Below are 18,432 nucleotides of genomic sequence, written 5' to 3'. Positions count from 1 at the left end.
ATAAAAAACGACTGAAATTCAACCGAATAATATAAACGCCCTTTTGATACGTTCTTGTTAAAATAATTTTATTTGGACAATGAGTAAAGGATTTGCCACAGATAATTTAACACCCAAAAAATTGAAAAAAAAAGTTATTTCAAATGAACCTCAAGGAAGATTAATATCCTGGTCTCCTTGGCCACCAGCTAATTTTCAGACAAGATATCCTGCTTTCCCTTTTGTTCTTACAATATTAATCATATTAATTGGGCAATGGTATCTATCTCTACTAAGATAAGCTGAAAATAATTTTTGTTTTTAAATTTCAGATGAATTAAGTTTTTAGAATTTATTTTGTTTTTTTCAATTTTATTATTAGCCCATTTTCAGGCGGCAATCATCCCAATATTATTAGGAATTAGATCGATCAAAAAATTTAAACACATTCGCAAGAACGAATTTATACCTCTTGGTTTTATTTTTTTAGGATTGGCATCGATTTCTGAAATGATCGATCACGCCCAAACATCTTGGATTTATGTAGATCATTCTTCTTTATTTAATTGGTTTTTTTATTCTTTCCTATCTTTAGGTCTAACATTTCTATCAATATCAGTTATAAAAAATAAATTTATTCAAAAAACTAATTTATGCATTTCTTTATGTTCAATAATCTCATATTTTTTATTTGATAAAACTATAGCTCTTCTTTTTCAAGTAATTATAAGTATCCTTCTTATCATTAATTGGCAAAGAGTTTTTAAAGATTGGCTTTTTATCCTTTACCCAATATTTGGTATATTTTTTACGACTTTCTTTGGAACAAGACTCTCAATAAGTGGCGATCAATTTTGGCATGTTTTAATAGGCCCATCTGGAACAATTAGCGTTCTTACTTTTTATTTAGTTTTAAAGAGATCGGACAAAAAATTTACTTAAGATTCTTATGAAAAAATTTGTATTTGCAATTTTTATAGTGTGCTTAGTTACAATAATTTCTCCAGTTGAAATCCTTGCTGATACGGCACTTGATGTTTACATGAATGATTTTTATTCTAAATCGAATGAAGCCAGTCAGATTCTCAAAGAAATCGAAAATAGTCTAAAAGAGGGGTCAAGAAAAAAAGTATGCTCTAGACAAAGAGAGGCTGCAAGATTAGGGCTATTAGCTAATAAATCATTAATTAAAGCCTTTGAAATTGAGGGAGCTAATCCACCAATGCAAGCAATAAAGGCAAGTCAACAAAGATGGGAATCTATTTTGAATGAGTGTTGAAGGAAGTCAGTAAATCTTTTTAAATTTGCATTCTTACAGATTTACTAATTAAGGGTATTTCAGGTTCAACTCCATATAAACATTGAGAAATCGAATAGATAAAAATACATAGTGTAAACACAAAAATAATTGAGCCTAATTCAACTATGGGAAATATTTTCAAGAGATACGAAATTATTATCAAAGCGATATCAATAAGTAATGCTTGGCATGCGTTATATCTAACGAAATAGGGAACTTTTGGATTTCTTGCTAATCCAGCAAACAAAATTATAAATAATAAAAAACTACCAAAAGGCAAAGATTTTTCAATTATTGCTATAGGAAAAGTTAGAAATAATAGTATTTTTAAAAAAGAATATTTATAAAACAAATAATATCCAAAAGGTATTGATGCCTTTAACGGTAAAGTATACAAAAATACTGATGAGAGTCTCTGGAATATCTGATTCAATATGTTGTTAAAATATAATACTAATATTTTAACCTAATTTTTCTTAACTTAATTAAAGAACTAGCCTCGAAAATCTCAATTTTTGCAGATGGTTATTAAATATTAGATAATTAATTAAGGTTCATAATTCAAAATGCGTATCCTACATACAATGTTGAGAGTTGGAGATCTAGATAAATCCATTGATTTCTATGTCAATAGACTAGGCATGAATTTATTAAGAAAAAAGGATTATCCTCATGGAAAGTTCACTTTGGCATTTGTTGGTTATGGCTCAGAAAAAGAAAATTCAGTAATTGAATTAACCTATAACTGGGGCAAAAAGTCTGAAGATTATAAGCTTGGAGATAAATATGGTCATATAGCTATTGGAGTAAAAGATATTCATCTTATTTGCCAAGGATTAGAAAATAATGGTTGTAAAATAATTACCAAACCTAAAACAATGAAAAACAGTACTACTGTCTTAGCCTTTGTTGAGGATCCAGATGGATATAAAATTGAACTTATTGAAAGAGATTAAAAGTTTGGGCGTTTTTACTAAATAAACAAATAAATAAATTCTAAAAAGATTGCATCAAATATATCTTTTTCAATTATCTGGAAAAAATACCAATAAATCTATATTGGATACATTCTGCAGTTTCAATGGCTGTAAAAGATTATTCCTAAGACGAGTAATTATTAAAAATAAAATTAAAACTATATACAATCTATATTAATTCTATATAGATTGTATAGACAATCTATATAGATTTATATATCATAGAATTATCTTATAAAGCTTATGCCTAGTAATTGGTCAAAAATAAGAGATGAATGGCTTGATAGAACCGCGGTGGCGAAAGATGACGCTAAATGGGCATTAGAAGCTTTAATTAATTCTGAAGAAGAGTTATTTGAAATAGAACAAAAAATAAAGAATAAAGAGGACGCTATAAGCCAAGTAAAATTTTTGAAGAAAAAGGTTAAAGAAACTATTTCCTCTAAAGAAATTAGTCTCGATGATATTGCATTAAATACTTCAAATTCAAACAAAGTACAGATCTCAGTACCATCAAATCTTACTTATCTTTTGAAAGTTTGGGCCGCGGCAGAAGGAAGAGATCTATCAAGTGTTGCTTTTCAATGTTTAGAAACTGGTATTAGGGAAATGAAAAGCAAAGGTTCAATACCTTCAATAGCAGTAAATAGATATGACTCGGCCTGTCAAAAGAGGATTGCACTAGCAGAAGTTAACAATCTATTGGAGAAATACGAATTAGCTCAGGATGAAATCAAATAATTATGAATAACAGAAAAATCATTAAAGGATACAAAACATTAATATCATCAAGATTTAAAGTAGATACTTCTGTAGATAAATCTAAAGATGGAATAATTTATACTCTTTATTCTGATGCATTTAATTCACTTAAAGTTGGTTTTGCTGAAAATGACAAGGTACTAGAAAAAAAATTATCAAGTGAAGCATTGATATTATTGGATATGAAAAAAGGCAAAAAGAAAGATCTATGTTTATTAATAACCACTCTAAATGAACTTGGTATCAAATATTCAGACAATTTTTATTTCAAATACTCAGGTTCTTTAATGAAACATTTATCTACTTTAGGTTGGCCTGTTGGAAGATCACTTTATAAACAAAGAAAGATTAAAAAAGAACTTGTATGTGCATAAATTTAAATGTAATCGCACTCTAAAGTTTCTCTGGTTTCTCTATTTGTAATTGGATTAGTTCCAGTAGCACTTTCACAAAATTTCCTAATAATATCTTTTGGCAAAAAAACATTTGTGAAGTCTGCGCCTTGTATTTTTACATTTTCAAACTGGGTACTATAAGCAAAAGAATCCTCCAAGTTAGTATTTGATAAATCTGTTCCATCTAAAACAGCCGAGTCTAAAGTTACTTCTCTTAAGTTGGAGTTACTTAAATTAGTATCTTTCAATTTTGCTCCATAAAGAGTCGCATTTTGAAGCTCACAACCTGACAAATTTGCGTCTTGTAAATCAGTCAAATAGAAAGTTGCTCCTTTTAGATCAGATCCAGAAAAATCAGCCCCTACCAAAGATTGTTTACCATAATCCAAGGCAGCGAAGCTTCTAGAAGGGAGGGTTAAAACAACTATTAAAAAAGTTAAAATTATAAATCTCATTTGTTTGAGTAGTATTTCAATAAATTCTAACTTCTTAAGCTGAAATCTAAAAACTAATTATTTACTGAATGCTATATTTATTGAAATAGCAAATCACAAAATAGGTTTTGGATATAAGTCCTTATGATGCAATTGTTGTTGGTTCTGGAGCTACAGGAGGAATAGCAACACTTACATTGGCAGAACAAGGGATCAAAGTTTTAGTAATAGAAGCAGGGCCTCAAGTTAAAAGGCATGAAGCTAGTAATCATGAGCCAAAAAGTACATTAAAAAGATTATCAGGAGTTATAACAAAAAAACATGCCAATCAGTGCCAACATCCTGGTTATTGGAAAAATAATCCTGAGCTATATTCAAATGAATTGAAGCATCCTTATGACTTCCCAAAAAAGAAGCCATTTCTTTGGACACAAGGTAAACAATATGGGGGGAGATCATTAACTTGGGGAGGCATAACATTAAGACTTTCCTCAGAAGACTTTCATCCGGCTAAAAAAGACGGATTCGGACCAAACTGGCCTATTTCATACGAAGAAATTTCCCCGCACTACGATTTTGTTGAAAATTTCTGCGGAATTTATGGACGAAAAGATGATATCAAGGAGGTCCCAAACGGTAAATATATTGGTGAAATTCCTTTTACAGAAAACGAAAATGTTTTTGGTAGCAAAGTTAAATCAAAATTAAACTATCCATTTATCCAATCAAGAGGATTTGACCATAATTCATCTGTAAAAGAAAAAAATTGGCCGAAGTCCTCTAGTATAGGAAGCTCTTTAAAAAAAGCTTTAGATACTGGAAATGTACAAATAATCTCTAATTACCTAGTGGAGTCTTTTGAGATTAACAAGATAACAGAGCTTGCCTCAAAACTAACGATTGTAAACCTAGAAAATGGACACAAAGAAGTATTGGATTGTGATTTAATTCTTCTTTGCGCATCAACAATTTCAACACTGAGAATACTACTGAACTCAGAATACAAATCAAATTCCGCAGGGTTTAAGGATAATTCTGGGAAATTAGGTAAATACTTAATGGATCACATATCTATCTGTAGATTTTTTTCAGTCCCAAAAGCAAAAAACTCAGATAAATTACTAGATAATCCTCCCGATCTTTCTGGGGCAGGCAGCTTCTTTATTCCTTTTGGTTCAAATTTACCAGAAATTGAAGACATAAATTTCCATAGAGGTTATGGGATCTGGGGGGCAATTGATAGATTAGGGATACCTAAATTTTTACAAAAAGACGCAAACAAATCCATTGGCTTTCTTATCGCCCATGGTGAAGTCCTTCCTAGAGAGAAAAACTCAGTTTCTCTCTCAAGAAAAACAGATGAATGGGGAATACCAATTCCTTACATTGAATTCGAATGGAGCGAGAATGAGTTAAATATGGCAAAACATATGGAAAAAACAATACAAAAATCAGTCAAAGCTGCAAATGGAAAAATAAAAAATATTGATGAACTAATGAATATTCCATTGGGGAGTTTATTTACAAAAAATTTGATAGCACTTTCAAATAGTCCTCCTCCTCCTGGATATTATATTCATGAGGTAGGGGGAGCACCAATGGGGTTAAATGAAGAAAATAGCGTAGTTGATAAATTTAATAGATTGTGGAGATGCAAGAATGTACTGGTACTAGATGGTGCATGCTGGCCCACATCATCTTGGCAAAGTCCCACACTTACAATGATGGCCTTGAGTAGAAGAGCCTGTTTAAATATCAAAAAGACTTAGAGGGTGTAAATAATTGATTTAAATAAATTTCTGAGACAGAATTATCTGTACAACCGTTTTGAACGAGAAAAGTAGCTAATGCTGAATTTATAAGCTTATATTGATCCCAAGTGGGGTTACTTAATACGAAATCTTTCATAGTGTTATAAAGAGTTTCTGAAAGCTCTGTTTCTAATGAGACTTTATTTGAAGAGCACTCTACGAGTTTCTTATCAGTTAAATTTGTTTGGCTGATTTGATCCATAATTTATTTTTCTACATCAACAATAATGATATTTTTCTCTAAAAATATCAACAAAAATCTTCTGGTAAACTTTTTAAATTATCAAATAAGACTCATGTTATAAGTATGTTTTTAAAAAACTTCTTTTTCAAATGTGGAAATTGAATAGATCTTAAAAAAAAGTCAACAATAATGTTGAAGTCCTGTTTTTTTTGAAAAATACTGCCATTTCTGATCCAGTGTGGATTTGGACGTGGAAAACAACCTTCAAATTGTGGAAAATCTAGCTCAAAATACTTTCACGATTTTATATTAAGAATACTTATATATACTGAGTCTATTAAGACTAAGTCGAGAAAGAGACAGGTGATTCATTGTTTTCAACGGATTTTCTTAAGATTTAGTCTTTATTAGGCAAGCGAAGCGTGACAGGTCCTAAAGGGTGTTTTGAATTTGGGTAAATACTATGGTGATGTTGATTATGTTCATGTCGATGAACCTCTACATGTTCATGTTCTAAGTAGTCACCTCCTCCCATATCTGATTTTTCTTGATTATGAGTTGGGATTTGATTTTGTATTTCACAAGCACCATTACATTCAGGATCGCATAAATCACAGCTGATACCCAAGCCCTCTACATGGTCATGATGACTTTCTTGTGCCATTCCAACTTCTTTCTCAAAGCCAAATAAGTTTGATCTATATTTACAAGTTGAGCAATTCATAAAATTATTACCTTCGTTATTAAGAATCTCTTCAATCCTTTCTACAAAAGTGTCGACCACATAAGTCTGTGACGAAAGATATTTTGCATGTATAAATGAAATATTTGGATTATTAATCGCAACTAAATCACTTTGCCTTTTTATTCTTGTAACAAGGACACCTGAGAAAAGGAAATAAGGGAAAACAATTATATTTTTATAACCAAGTCTCACAACATTTTTCAAGCCTGGTTCAACAAGAGGGAAAGTTACTCCAGAAAAAACTGTTTCCCCCCACCCTAAACCAATACCCTCTACGATCATTCTCGTAATTTTTGAAACATTGGAATTCGCATCTGGGTCAGAAGAGCCTCTACCCACAACAACTAATAATGATTCTTCAGGTTTGAGATTATTATTTTGTTTAAATACATCTTTTACTCTTTCACAAGCTGCACTAATCATTAAATTATTAATACCTAATTCTCTTCCATAAATTATTTCAATTCCTGTTTTACTTGAATAATTCATAAGCAGACTAGGTATATCATTTTTTACATGTCCAGCAGCGAAAAGCATTGCAGGTATTGCAATTACTTTTTTTATAGAAAGATCTTTTAACTTATCTAAAGCATCAACAATCGAAGGTTTAGCAAATTCCAAGAAACCATATTCAACTAAAAAATTTGGATATCTTTTTTGGATGAAATTAGTTAATTCTTGAAATTCATTAATGGCTAGTTTATTTCTACTCCCATGTCCACAGATAAGTATCGCGATTTGATTATTTAACTTCGAATCTAAATTATCCAAAATCAATTTATTACTTATACCATAATAGTAAAGAACAATCTCATGTAGTGAAAAATCATAATTTGCTTGAAGTTCCAAATATCAACTCAAAGGATGCAAAATTAAAGAAATTAATTTATGACGTTGATGATTCCTTATTTAATGTAGATAATTACTCTAATGAAAAATTCGAGTACCTTTGCGTATGTAGTGGAGGTACAACCTCTAGCTGTGCAAAAAATGGTTTTACAACTCTTGATCTAAGAAAAAATCACAGCAAAATTCAACTAGATAGAAAAACCAATTTAGTAACAATTGGAGGTGGAGTAATAATGGGGGATCTAGTAAATTATTTACAAAAACATAATCGAAGTTTCCCAATCGGACTTTCTAAACTTCCTGGAGCAGGCTACATACTTACTGGTGGAGTAAGCCCGCTCAGTAGAGCCTATGGATTAGCCATTGATAATATTGAATCAATAAAAGGTTTCTTGGGAAATGGCACATTTATCTCTTTAAAAAAAAATCAAATAAATCCAGAAGATCAATTGATTTGGGAAGCAATTAAAGGTGCAGCACCCTTCTTCTCAATTATTACCGAAATAGAACTTAAGACTATCCAATCTAATCCAATAAAGGTTATTGAAGGATTTGTAAATCTAAATGAACTTTCAGAAATAATAAATTTATCAGAGGAATTTCCAGAAAATATTAGTCTTCAATGGATTTATGCACAAAAAATTTATTTATATATTTTTGCTGAACTCAAAAATAATTTAGAGGATAAAATAACAGAAGAATACTTAATGCTTTTAGAAAAATTTCCAGCTTTAGAAAAAAAATTATATGAGAACTTTAACAAAATTAATTTTTTTCCAAAGGAATTGAATTTATATGAGCTGAATGCAAATAACCATTCTGAGGTAATTAGTCTTCTTGGAGAAGATTTAAAAAATGATATCCCAATTTTCATAAAATGCTTGAATGAAATAATGGATAATAAACCTAATAATTCCTGTTATATTGCTTCTCAACAATTAGGTTGCAAAACTAAAAAATTAAATCATGGCTCAAGCTTTTTTGTTCATAGAAAAAGTACTTGGAAACCATGGATATATGCATCATGGAAAAAAAATGATCTTCAAGAAAAAGAAGTCGCTCTGGAATGGATTTATAAATCGTGGAGCAAGCTAAAAAGGTTTTATCCAAATATTCACTTAGCCCAATTGCATAATCATTTGAATTCTCATGAAGAAGAAATTACATTAGCCTTTGGAAATAGAACTAATGAATTAAAAACTTTAAAGAATATTTTTGACCCACAAGGTATTTTGCCTCCTTTATGAGGTAACTTCTTAATTATAAAGTAACTTAAAATGTCAAATTTCTTGAGATATTTATCTAAAAATTGGTTAGATGATCCAAAGTCAAATATTCTCTCTGGCTTAGTTGTTGCTTTTGCAATGATCCCAGAAGCAATTGCTTTTTCAGGTATAGCTGGTGTAGATCCTAAAGTTGGCCTTTTTGGTGCATTTTGCTTATCTATAACAATTGCGATTGTTGGAGGAAGAAGGGGGATGATCACTTCAGCCACAGGTTCAACAGCTCTTTTAATGACTGGACTTGTTGCTTATGGAGAATCACAAGCTCCTGGATTAGGAGTCCCATATCTTATTGCAGCCGGTATATTAACTGGAATATTCCAAATTCTTTGGGGATATTTAAGGCTTGCCTACCAAATGCGATTCGTGCCAACAGGAGTATTAAGCGGATTTGTAAATGCACTGGCACTTTTAATATTTCAAGCACAACTACCTCAGTTAGGAATAGGTATTAAAGAATCAAAAGGATTAGTTGAACAAACTATAAGTCAATATCCAGTTAACTCTCAGATTCCAGTAGTTTGGATTCTTGTAATCCTAGGATTAGGAATTATCTATGGGCTTCCAAAAATCACAAAAGTAGTCCCATCTCAGCTTATCGCAATAGTAGTAATTACTCTTATAAGCATATTCTTTAATCTAGATGTACCAACAGTTAGCGATTTGGGTAAATTACCTGATGGATTACCAAGTATTTCTCTTCCTTTTGGATCAATAGAGAATGGGAAAGTACCTTTTAGTCTAGAAACATTAGGGATAATTTTACCGACTTCACTTGCAATATCTCTAGTGGGTTTAATGGAAACCTTTTTAACTCAAGATATTTTAGACGATGTAACTGATACAAGCTCTAATAAAAATAAAGAAGCAAGAGGACAGGGAATCGCAAATATTGTGGCATCCTTATTTGGAGGAATGGCAGGATGTGCATTAGTTGGGCAATCTGTTATGAATACTGAAAATGGTGGCAAATCTAGATTATCAACTCTCTCCTCAGGTATATCTCTACTAATTATGATTATCCTCTTGAAGTCTTGGATTGGAGCAATCCCAATGGCCGCTTTAGTAGCAATCATGATAACGATCGCAATAAGTACAGCAGATATAAATGGATTAAAAAATATTAGAAAGATACCCAAAAGTGATACTGCAGTAATGCTTATGACTTTTGCAGTTACAATGCTTACAAAACCTCATAATCTTGCACTTGGAGTTATTGCAGGAGTTGCATTAGCTGCAATTCTTTTCAGCAGAAAAGTCGCAAAAGTTATAACTGTCTCAAGAGCTAAAGAGAATAATTTGACTACCTACAAAGTAAAAGGCCAATTATTTTTTGTAAGTAAAATTTATTTTTTACAAGGATTTGATATTCATGAACATCCTGAAAAAATTATAATTGATATGTCTTTAGCTCATATTTGGGATCAAAGTGGTGTAGTTGCTCTTGAGCAAATTATTAGAAAATTCCAGAATGGCGGTTCTAAAGTTGAAATTATAGGATTAAATAAAGAAAGTCTTAACTTATTTGAAAGACTAGGTGGTTTAGAAAGCGCTCATTAAACAAGTTAATTAAGACTAACTTGTTGATAACAAAACCAAAGCCATTGCTGAAAAAGCAAATTCCTATGAGATCTCCAAGCGGTTTTTGAACTATTTAGATCAAAATTTTTAGGAGGAGGAACATCTCCCTTTTCTTTGTCTCTCTCAATTTCACTAATAATTCTATGCACCGTATATTCAGGATGACCTAAATGCATAAGTTGTTTTTGATCATTAGATTCAAATATTGTGTATCCGACGTTTTCTCCATAAGCCAACAAATTCAATTTCCCTTCTTTTTGGGCCTTCTCCATTTCCAAATCTGGTAATCCTGCAAATCTACTTTGAGGACATATAAATTCATCATCTTGTGTACCCATCAAAGGGTGACCAGGAACAAGACTTTTCAAAGGGAATACCCCAAATAATTTCCTATCAAAAACTTGCTTATCAACCCCTGCCAAATAAGCCAGAGCAAAGCCCGCCCAACATAAACCAAGAGTACTAGCACAAGAATCTCTGGCTTCATTTACAATTTTCACAAATTCATCCCAATACTTAACCTCCTCAAAGGCAAGGTGCTCAATAGGTGCTCCAGTAATAATGATTCCATCTAACGGTTCTGGATTATTTGCTTCTTCCCAAGTTATGTAAAGATTATTTAAATGATTAAGATCCCATGTTTTATAAGAGTGAGTTTTAAGCTTTATCCAAACTGGCTCAATCTGAAGAGGAGATAAACCAAGTGGATGCAGTAAGTTAAATTCATACTGTTTACCAAGAGGCATAATATTTAAAATACCAATCCTAAGAGGACGTATATCCTGTCTTTTTGCCAATTCTGGTTCGATCCAAGATATATGATTTTTCTCAACATCACTAATCTTGTGATAGTTACTAGGAATTATTAAAGCCAATAAATCTCCTTTCCTATGTGATTTGTGAAAGTGCTTGTTCGAAATCTGCTTTTATATCATCAATATGCTCAATTCCTACAGAAACTCTTACCATCGTTGGAGTAACACCTGCAGATAATTGTTCTTCTTCAGATAGTTGCTGATGAGTTGTTGAAGCCGGATGAATTACTAAAGTTTTAGAATCACCGACATTAGCAAGGTGACTCGCTAATTTTAAGGAATCAATAAATCTTACTGCATTTTCATAACCTCCTTTAAGAGAGAACATAAGCATGCAACCCATTCCCCTTCCAGTAGTATATTTTTTGGCACTTAAGTAATATGGATCAGATTCAAGACCAGGATAATTAACACTACTTACATTAGAATTAGAATCTAACCATTTTGCTAGTTCAAGAGCATTAGAAGTTTGTCTTTCTATCCTTAAACTTAGAGTTTCTAAACCCTGCAGTAATAAGAACGAATTAAAAGGACTTTGGGCTGATCCCCAGTCTCTTAGACATTCAAGTCTTGCTCTTAACGCAAAAGCTATATTTCTATTATCAGGTACACCCAAAGATTTGCAGATATCACTACCGAAACCAAAAGCATCCCAATGAACCAGCCCATGATAAGCAGCGCTTGGCTCACTCATTAGTGGGAATTTACCATTTCCCCAATCAAATGTTCCAGCATCAACAATAACCCCTCCGATACTTGTTCCATGTCCACCGATCCATTTTGTTGCACTTTCTACAACAACATCGGCTCCAAAATCAATTGGTCTTATTAAGGCACCACCAGCACCAAGGGTATTATCTACTATTAAAGGAATTCCATTTTCCTTCGCCAAAGCAGAGAGTCCCTCAAAATCTGGAATGTTGAACCTAGGATTCCCCATTGATTCGACATATATTGCTTTGGTTTTATCATCAATTTTATTTCTAAAACTATCGATACTATCACCATCAGCAAATTTAACTTCTATGCCTAATCTTGGGAATTGTACTTTAAATTGATTGTAGGTACCACCATATAAAAAAGATGTAGAAACAAAATTATCACCTGCTGTCATGCAGTTCACAATTGCCAAGAATTGAGCAGCTTGACCTGAAGATGTAGCAAGTGCAGCCATACCTCCCTCCAAAGCTGCCATCCTTTTTTCGAAGACATCTGTGGTGGGGTTCATAAGTCGAGTATAAATATTTCCAAATTCTTTTAATCCAAAAAGATTCGCTCCATGCTCGGCATTATCAAAAACATAGGAACTAGTTTGATAAATGGGTACCGCTCTAGAATTTGTAGTTGGATCAGGCACTTGACCTGCATGTAACTGAAGTGTCTCGAACTTTTGGTTGCTCAAAATTTTAAAATAATCCTATTATCTATTTAACTTAAAAAAGTCCAAAAAAAAAACAAAAAAAAGATAAATATTTATAAATCCTTTTTTAATGAGGGATAATTATCTTTCATATATAAACTCAAATCATCTTTTATCACAGATCTGAGTTTATCAATATTTGCAGAATCAATTATTGGAAAAGTTTTATTAGCCTCAGGATATTTTTCAGTAATTGATTTCCAATTCTTACCAACATCTTTTTCAGATTTTTTTAAAACCTCATCAAAGTTGAAAACCTTATCGTTGTTTTTAGCGTCAAAGTCGCTAAAAGCTTTATTTATGAGCTGTTTTCTATTTTCGAATAGATTCTTTGCTTTTAAAGTATCTGGAAGACCCATAACTGGTTGTAATTCCTTTAGAAGTTTTATTTCCTCTTCAATTAAGAGCGTCCAAACACCATGTTTATTTTTTGGGAGATTAGAATTACTAAAAATATTAATTTCATCTAGATAAAAATTTAACCATAAATAATATGATTTTTCTTCAATAGTTTTTTTAACGGATATCTTTTTATTTTGAATCTTCGGGAGTAACTTTTCTGCTTTCTTTAAAAACTGTCTATCTTCTCTTTCTAAATTTATTAATCCCCATCTTTGACTGTAGTCCCATAAATCTTCGTATCTTGTTAAATCTTCTTGATTCCAACCAAGAGCTTTCAGTTCATGAGAACGATGTGTTAATTCCTTTTTCAAAAAAAACCTTTTAAACCATAATAATTCTAACCTTGCAATCAAGATTAGTAAATAAATTTAAAACTTAGTTTTTTTGCAAATTTAACTAATAATCAATTATTAAAATAATTATTAATAATTTTCAATACATTAATGTAACTTGGATTTTTTTTAGAAATTTGATTACTACATTCATTATCTTTAAGATCATTTCCCTCTTTGTAAAAAAACAATTTCTTATAAAGGTTTTCAACATCATTAAAAAGATATTCTCCTTTTAATTTTTCATTTAGTTCTAAAGATAATTCAGATTTCGCAGATTCTTGGCAAAAATTAGTGATTTCTTCTGAACTTATTAACACCTTATAAATTTCTTTTTTTTCTTCTGAATTAGCATTAAAGCATAAATAAATCAAATTAATCATTGAACAATTATTATTTTTGATTTTGAATTGTTTATAAATATCTGGCCAGAATTTTAAGGATTTTAGGCCTTCTAAACCTCCTTGACTAAGAGAGTATTTATTACACCAATCTACAAATTCTGAGACATCTTTTGGACATCTTTTGAGTTGTAAAAGCATATCTGATAAAACTTGTCCTGCCTGAAAGTTCCTTGTTGGTTTTCCTTCAGTTGGTAAGGTCATGCTCCCTAGAACATCAGCCTTTACAGCATTTAACTGAGAGAAAGTATAATCCCCTTTTTCACAAAATTTATCATTAATTATTTCCTTTGCACTAATTATTTCTTCACCATAACCAAGTTCTTTTAATGAAAGATATTTATTCTCAAATTTATTTTCTTTTCTAACTTGTAATGATACTGATGCGGCCTGATCTAAACATTGAGTCAACAAAATCGTATTAATGGTAGGTAGCATTCCTGGCTTATCGGAATGAAAGTTATTTACAAAACCTGCAAATATAGATGAGATGTTTTTTATTGATTTTATATATTGACATTCAATATTATGAACTCCAGGAGAAACTTGAATTTTCGGGGACAATTGATTCAAAATGCGAGCTCCTATTAAAGCAGTTAGGGCATCAGGATGGCAGAAATTTGCAGTAAAACTATCATTAGGATTTCGTAAAGCTCCATGACGATGGAATCCTGTAAAAAAAGCTAAATTTGGATATTTATTACAAAGAATAAAAGGACTTTTACTTTTATTATCAATACAAAAAGACCCGACTAGACAGCCAAGAACCACATTTTCTCTTTTTAAAGTTTTTCTGAGTTCTAAAGCATTTTGAACATCATCTTGTATATGATTACTATTTGAAGCAAGAATAACCATTTCGCATCCCAAGAGAAGATCTTTTAGATCAAAAGACTTTTTTATCCCCTCTGATAAATAATTTCCCATTCTCTTAATCTTTTCAATAGTCTCATTATCCATATCAGAAAGGACATCATTTGAAAAAGCACCTAACAAATCTCTATCTTCCCTAGGGGCTAAGAGAATATTATTTGATTTTCCATGCATGGCACAATTGTATGCTAGTGATGCAGGATATAAACCAACACTGTAGAATCCAACTTTGCTGTTCTCTATATCTTCAATCAATGAATAAAAATATTTTTTATCATTTATGTTTTCTATGAAATTATTCTTCATTTTTGGAAGTTCTTGATAATTTTTTTAATTTCTTACCCATACCAACATTTTTCTACATTAAAGCAATTCTTGACCATAGCAAATTATTTATTGTAAAAATTGAATTTTATAATTTATAATTTCTTTGGAAATTAATATTAAATTAAAAGATAAATAATTATAAATATGGAATATATGTCACGAAATTTAGAGGTACAGGAACAATTAATTTCTTCTAAAAATATCTTAATTATCCAAGATATTGACGGGGTTTGTATCCCTTTAGTTAAAGATCCAATGACTAGAAGGTTAGAATCGAAATATATCTATGCCGTAAAAGAATTTGCCGAGGAATTCTTTGTATTAACTTGCGGGGAACATGAGGGGCCAAGAGGGGTTAACAGAATAATAGAAAGGAGTTTAAGGAGCACAACTGAGCCTAAAAACAAAGAACTATATCTAAGAGGTTTAGCTGCCTGTGGAGTAGAGTATCAAGACAACAAAGGTGAAATAAGTTTTAAAGGAGTTTCAGAAAAAGAACTAAATTTTTTATCTAAAGTACCTAGTTTAATAAGACCAAAATTTAATTTTATAGTTAAGAATATTTTTCCTGAACTTAGCCAAGAAGATATTAATTTTCACGCAGTAAAATCAATATGTGATACACGCTTCTCGCCAACGGTTAATTTCAATAGTCTATTTGATTTAGTTCACAATAATTCTGATAAAAGAGAGCTTATTCAAATTAGTTTTGAAAAAATGATGAATGAAATCATCTTAAAAGCCGAATCCGAAGGCCTCAAAGATTCATTTTTCCTTCATATTTCACCAAATTTAGGAAATAAAAATGGTAGAGAAACAATAAAACTTTCTTCTAAAGATGATATTGGATCAACAGACATACAATTACTTTTTAAAGGAGCAGTTAAAGATTCTGGAGTGTTATTTCTTTTAAATAAATATATTGCGGATAAAACTGGTAAAGCTCCTTTTGGAAGTAATTTTAATTTTAGAAACGCTCCAAATTCTATTAAGGAAAAAATTGATTTATGCAAAAGAACCATTCAAATAAAAGATATGCCTTTGATTGTAGGAGTTGGTGACACAGTAACCTCAAAAAAAAATAATGGTAAGAAAAATTATTTAAGAGGAGGAAGTGACAGGTCATTCCTAGAATTAATACAAATATTAGGTAATGAATTTGGGATTAATAATAAAATAATTTTTGTAGATAGTAGTTCTGGTGAAGTTGAAAGGCCCTCTACAAAAAAAACTGGTTTAATAGGGATAAGTGATAATTATGACAACTTAAAGTTTGACATAGTTTTTAAAAATGGGCCCAAAGAATATATAAGTTGGTTTATTCAACTTGCTAGTAAGAGATCAAACTTTAAAAAAATAGTTGACTTTTGAATTTTTGAATGACAATTTATAAATAATAGATTTATGAAAGAAAAATTCCCCTCAATATATAAAGAACCTATAGAAACATTGCAAATCAATATAGGTTATAAATGCAATCAGGCTTGTAAACATTGTCATGTTAATTCAAGTCCTCTAAGGACTGAAAAGATGTCCAATGAAATAATATCTATTATTCCAAAAGTAATTGATAAGTACAAAATCAAGACCTTAGATATAACCGGTGGCGCGCCAGAACTTCACCCAGAATTTAAAAACCTAGTTACTAGTTTGAGAACAAAACAAGTTGATATTATTGATAGATGCAATTTAACAATTTTCTTTGAAGAAGGTTATGAAGATCTTCCTCAATTTCTCGCAAAGAATAAAGTAATAGTTACTGCCTCGCTACCATGTTACGAAAAAGATAATGTTGAGTTTCAAAGGGGTCTTGGGGTTTTTGAAAAAAGTATTAATGCTATAAAAATTCTTAATGATCTAGGCTATGGAAAGAAAGAAAATGGATTGCAATTAAATCTTGTTTACAATCCTGTAAGCCCAATTCTTCCACCTTCTCAGAAAATATTGGAACAAGATTATAAGAAAATACTCTTCGAAAAATATAATATTGTCTTTAATAACTTATATACAATAACTAATATGCCAATAAATAGATATGAAGAATCTCTAAGAAGAGAAGATAAACTAAATATTTATTACAAATTACTCAAAGAAAATTTTAATGAAAATAATTTAGAAAATCTTATGTGCAAAAACACTATCAGTGTAAATTGGCTTGGAGAAATTTATGATTGTGACTTCAATCAACAAATAAATTTCCGAGATAATAATAATGGACCAAAGACAATATTTGATCTATTGGATGAGTCATTTACTTTTGACTACAGGGTAGCTGTAAAAGAACATTGTTTTGCTTGTACTGCAGGTGCAGGATCAAGTTGCGGGGGGACTTTAAGTTAAAATCTGCTAAATGCAATTAGGACATATAGCTCTTACGTTTAAAGATGATTCAATTAATTTAAACCCATTTATTTTTGCTGCAACTTTGCCTGCTTCTAAAACTTCTTCATTTTCGAATTCTTCTGTTCTGCCACACCTAATACAAATTAAATGATGATGATCAGGAGTGTCATTACTAAGCAACTCATATCTGTGTCCGCCCTCACTTAGTTCTAATTCATGAAGCAAACCCATTTGCACTAAAAGTCTTAAAGTTCTATAAATTGTTGCAAGTGAAACTTTAGAGCTTGATTTAACTAACTTTTCATGCACCTCTTCAGCACTAAGATGCTTTCCAGAACCAATATTTTCAAATAAATTAAGAACCTTAAGCCTTTGAGGAGTTAACCTCTTTCCATCTTTATGTAAACCATCTCCAAGAGGAGATGTGATGAAATTGTATTGAGAGGATAATGACAACAATTAACCCACGGCTATTCTCAATAATAACTCTAGATGAGAGTAAAACAACTTTTTGATTTAAAATGTTTACTAAAGTTGTTCAAAATACTATGTTGAATATATCTTTAAATAGAAATGATGAAGGGGCATGAAAAATCTTCTGACAAACTATCATCAAAAGTAAGTGCTTTACTAATCATAGATGTTCAGGAAAAAATTATAAGAGCAATATTTAAAAAGGATTCAATAACCAAAAACATCAAAAAGCTAATAGATGCCTACCAAATTTTAGAAGAAAACATTTTTTTATCTGAACAGAACCCATCCAAATTGGGTGCAACGATACCTGAATTATTGCCCAAAAATGGATTTAAAAAAATTGAGAAAATGGAATTTAGTTTAGCTAACATAAAAGAATTTTTAGAAGAACTTAAAAATAAGAAAATTACAAATTTGATAGTTTGTGGTATCGAAACACATATTTGTATTCAACAAACAGCCTTAGATTGTTTACAAAAAGGATTTGAAGTTATTCTCGTATCAGATGCTATGAGCAGTCGAAATAGGGTCGATCATGAAATAGCATTGCAGAGAATGATTCAGAAGGGGGCGATCTTAACTACTACTGAATCAATAATTTTTGAATTATGCAAAACTGCAGATAGAAAAGAATTTAAAGAAATTAGAAATATAATAATTAGATAAAGAAATATCAAGACTGGTTTGTTACCTAGAGATAATTTAAAATTTTATTAAAGATAAACTTTTAATTTCTATTTGA

21 protein-coding genes are annotated in these 18,432 nt (G+C 30.9%); 12 read left to right on the top strand and 9 right to left on the bottom strand.

Annotated elements, in window-relative coordinates:
• Positions 1-79 precede the first annotated feature (79 nt).
• The 3 genes from JJ847_09290 to JJ847_09280 are packed head-to-tail and all read left to right on the top strand — an operon-like array spanning position 80 to position 1,258.
• Positions 80-280, top strand: coding sequence for a hypothetical protein (locus tag JJ847_09290; protein ID MBO6961081.1), 201 nt, complete (start codon positions 80-82; stop codon positions 278-280).
• 56 nt (positions 281-336) lie between these two features.
• The gene (locus JJ847_09285) at positions 337-921 is read left to right on the top strand and encodes a hypothetical protein (protein ID MBO6961080.1); all 585 of its coding nucleotides are present in this window, start codon (positions 337-339) and stop codon (positions 919-921) included.
• A gap of 7 nt (positions 922-928) precedes the next feature.
• Positions 929-1,258 (top strand): hypothetical protein, encoded by a 330-nt coding sequence (locus JJ847_09280; GenBank protein ID MBO6961079.1) that lies wholly within the window; start codon positions 929-931, stop codon positions 1,256-1,258.
• Positions 1,259-1,277: 19 nt separating this feature from the next.
• Here the strand turns inward: JJ847_09280 and JJ847_09275 are convergent, their stop codons facing one another.
• A complete protein-coding gene (locus tag JJ847_09275) occupies positions 1,278-1,712 on the bottom strand; it encodes a hypothetical protein (protein ID MBO6961078.1) in 435 nt (144 codons plus the stop codon).
• Positions 1,713-1,845: 133 nt separating this feature from the next.
• Between JJ847_09275 and gloA the strand changes: the two genes are divergently transcribed.
• The 3 genes from gloA (at position 1,846) to JJ847_09260 (ending at position 3,392) form a co-directional block, all read left to right on the top strand.
• A complete protein-coding gene (gene gloA, locus JJ847_09270) occupies positions 1,846-2,235 on the top strand; it encodes a lactoylglutathione lyase (protein MBO6961077.1) in 390 nt (129 codons plus the stop codon).
• A gap of 264 nt (positions 2,236-2,499) precedes the next feature.
• The gene (locus JJ847_09265; GenBank protein ID MBO6961076.1) at positions 2,500-2,997 is read left to right on the top strand and encodes a VHS domain-containing protein; all 498 of its coding nucleotides are present in this window, start codon (positions 2,500-2,502) and stop codon (positions 2,995-2,997) included.
• A gap of 2 nt (positions 2,998-2,999) precedes the next feature.
• Positions 3,000-3,392, top strand: coding sequence for an LEM domain-containing protein (locus tag JJ847_09260; protein ID MBO6961075.1), 393 nt, complete (start codon positions 3,000-3,002; stop codon positions 3,390-3,392).
• A gap of 2 nt (positions 3,393-3,394) precedes the next feature.
• On the opposite strand, the gene JJ847_09255 is transcribed toward JJ847_09260, so the two are convergent.
• Entirely contained in the window at positions 3,395-3,868 is a 474-nt protein-coding gene (locus JJ847_09255) for a pentapeptide repeat-containing protein (protein MBO6961074.1), read from the bottom strand.
• Between the two features lie 107 nt (positions 3,869-3,975).
• Between JJ847_09255 and JJ847_09250 the strand changes: the two genes are divergently transcribed.
• A complete protein-coding gene (locus tag JJ847_09250) occupies positions 3,976-5,616 on the top strand; it encodes a GMC family oxidoreductase (protein MBO6961073.1) in 1,641 nt (546 codons plus the stop codon).
• Here JJ847_09250 and JJ847_09245 read toward each other — a convergent pair.
• Positions 5,603-5,860 (bottom strand): DUF2811 domain-containing protein, encoded by a 258-nt coding sequence (locus JJ847_09245; GenBank protein ID MBO6961072.1) that lies wholly within the window; start codon positions 5,858-5,860, stop codon positions 5,603-5,605. The two genes, JJ847_09250 and JJ847_09245, sit on opposite strands and share 14 nt — an antisense overlap.
• 379 nt (positions 5,861-6,239) lie before the next feature.
• A complete protein-coding gene (locus tag JJ847_09240; GenBank protein ID MBO6961071.1) occupies positions 6,240-7,436 on the bottom strand; it encodes a sirohydrochlorin chelatase in 1,197 nt (398 codons plus the stop codon).
• Here JJ847_09240 and JJ847_09235 point away from each other — a divergent pair.
• Both JJ847_09235 and JJ847_09230 read left to right on the top strand, forming a co-directional pair.
• Positions 7,364-8,683, top strand: a complete 1,320-nt coding sequence (locus JJ847_09235; GenBank protein MBO6961070.1) for an FAD-binding oxidoreductase — start codon at positions 7,364-7,366, stop codon at positions 8,681-8,683. The genes JJ847_09240 and JJ847_09235 overlap by 73 nt on opposite strands.
• 30 nt (positions 8,684-8,713) lie before the next feature.
• Positions 8,714-10,279: a SulP family inorganic anion transporter gene (locus JJ847_09230; GenBank protein MBO6961069.1), complete on the top strand. Its 1,566-nt coding sequence runs from the start codon at positions 8,714-8,716 to the stop codon at positions 10,277-10,279.
• Positions 10,280-10,284: 5 nt separating this feature from the next.
• Here the strand turns inward: JJ847_09230 and JJ847_09225 are convergent, their stop codons facing one another.
• The 4 genes from JJ847_09225 to JJ847_09210 all read right to left on the bottom strand — a co-directional run bounded on the left by JJ847_09225 (position 10,285) and on the right by JJ847_09210 (position 14,849).
• Positions 10,285-11,175: a homoserine O-succinyltransferase gene (locus tag JJ847_09225; GenBank protein ID MBO6961068.1), complete on the bottom strand. Its 891-nt coding sequence runs from the start codon at positions 11,173-11,175 to the stop codon at positions 10,285-10,287.
• A gap of 13 nt (positions 11,176-11,188) precedes the next feature.
• Positions 11,189-12,517, bottom strand: a complete 1,329-nt coding sequence (locus JJ847_09220) for an O-acetylhomoserine aminocarboxypropyltransferase/cysteine synthase (protein MBO6961067.1) — start codon at positions 12,515-12,517, stop codon at positions 11,189-11,191.
• Between the two features lie 71 nt (positions 12,518-12,588).
• Positions 12,589-13,248 carry a hypothetical protein gene (locus tag JJ847_09215; protein ID MBO6961066.1) on the bottom strand — a complete coding sequence of 220 codons (660 nt, stop codon included), beginning with the start codon at positions 13,246-13,248 and terminating at the stop codon, positions 12,589-12,591.
• 92 nt (positions 13,249-13,340) lie between these two features.
• Positions 13,341-14,849: a hypothetical protein gene (locus JJ847_09210; GenBank protein MBO6961065.1), complete on the bottom strand. Its 1,509-nt coding sequence runs from the start codon at positions 14,847-14,849 to the stop codon at positions 13,341-13,343.
• Positions 14,850-15,014: 165 nt separating this feature from the next.
• On the opposite strand from JJ847_09210, the gene stpA reads away from it, so the two are divergent.
• Both stpA and arsS read left to right on the top strand, forming a co-directional pair.
• Positions 15,015-16,241 (top strand): glucosylglycerol 3-phosphatase, encoded by a 1,227-nt coding sequence (gene stpA / locus JJ847_09205; GenBank protein MBO6961064.1) that lies wholly within the window; start codon positions 15,015-15,017, stop codon positions 16,239-16,241.
• 33 nt (positions 16,242-16,274) lie between these two features.
• Positions 16,275-17,210, top strand: coding sequence for an arsenosugar biosynthesis radical SAM protein ArsS (gene arsS, locus JJ847_09200; protein MBO6961063.1), 936 nt, complete (start codon positions 16,275-16,277; stop codon positions 17,208-17,210).
• A 6-nt stretch (positions 17,211-17,216) separates the two neighbouring features.
• On the opposite strand, the gene JJ847_09195 is transcribed toward arsS, so the two are convergent.
• A complete protein-coding gene (locus JJ847_09195) occupies positions 17,217-17,669 on the bottom strand; it encodes a transcriptional repressor (protein MBO6961062.1) in 453 nt (150 codons plus the stop codon).
• A 120-nt stretch (positions 17,670-17,789) separates the two neighbouring features.
• On the opposite strand from JJ847_09195, the gene JJ847_09190 reads away from it, so the two are divergent.
• Positions 17,790-18,356 (top strand): hydrolase, encoded by a 567-nt coding sequence (locus JJ847_09190; GenBank protein ID MBO6961061.1) that lies wholly within the window; start codon positions 17,790-17,792, stop codon positions 18,354-18,356.
• Positions 18,357-18,432 lie beyond the last annotated feature (76 nt).

The sequence above is a fragment of the Prochlorococcus marinus CUG1438 genome (genome assembly GCA_017644325.1).
Taxonomy (GTDB): Bacteria; Cyanobacteriota; Cyanobacteriia; order PCC-6307; family Cyanobiaceae; genus Prochlorococcus_A; species Prochlorococcus_A marinus_AA.
This window is presented reverse-complemented; position numbering and strand designations above follow the sequence as displayed.

Excerpts from the sequence above, each read along its gene's own strand:
- JJ847_09290 (MBO6961081.1), top strand. The coding sequence starts at position 80 with ATGAGTAAAGGATTTGCCACAGATAATTTAACACCCAAAAAATTGAAA.
- JJ847_09280 (MBO6961079.1), top strand. The coding sequence starts at position 929 with ATGAAAAAATTTGTATTTGCAATTTTTATAGTGTGCTTAGTTACAATA.
- gloA (MBO6961077.1), top strand. The coding sequence starts at position 1,846 with ATGCGTATCCTACATACAATGTTGAGAGTTGGAGATCTAGATAAATCC.
- JJ847_09265 (MBO6961076.1), top strand. The coding sequence starts at position 2,500 with ATGCCTAGTAATTGGTCAAAAATAAGAGATGAATGGCTTGATAGAACC.
- JJ847_09260 (MBO6961075.1), top strand. The coding sequence starts at position 3,000 with ATGAATAACAGAAAAATCATTAAAGGATACAAAACATTAATATCATCA.
- JJ847_09255 (MBO6961074.1), bottom strand. The coding sequence starts at position 3,868 with ATGAGATTTATAATTTTAACTTTTTTAATAGTTGTTTTAACCCTCCCT.
- JJ847_09245 (MBO6961072.1), bottom strand. The coding sequence starts at position 5,860 with ATGGATCAAATCAGCCAAACAAATTTAACTGATAAGAAACTCGTAGAG.
- JJ847_09230 (MBO6961069.1), top strand. The coding sequence starts at position 8,714 with ATGTCAAATTTCTTGAGATATTTATCTAAAAATTGGTTAGATGATCCA.
- JJ847_09210 (MBO6961065.1), bottom strand. The coding sequence starts at position 14,849 with ATGAAGAATAATTTCATAGAAAACATAAATGATAAAAAATATTTTTAT.
- stpA (MBO6961064.1), top strand. The coding sequence starts at position 15,015 with ATGGAATATATGTCACGAAATTTAGAGGTACAGGAACAATTAATTTCT.
- arsS (MBO6961063.1), top strand. The coding sequence starts at position 16,275 with ATGAAAGAAAAATTCCCCTCAATATATAAAGAACCTATAGAAACATTG.
- JJ847_09190 (MBO6961061.1), top strand. The coding sequence starts at position 17,790 with ATGAAGGGGCATGAAAAATCTTCTGACAAACTATCATCAAAAGTAAGT.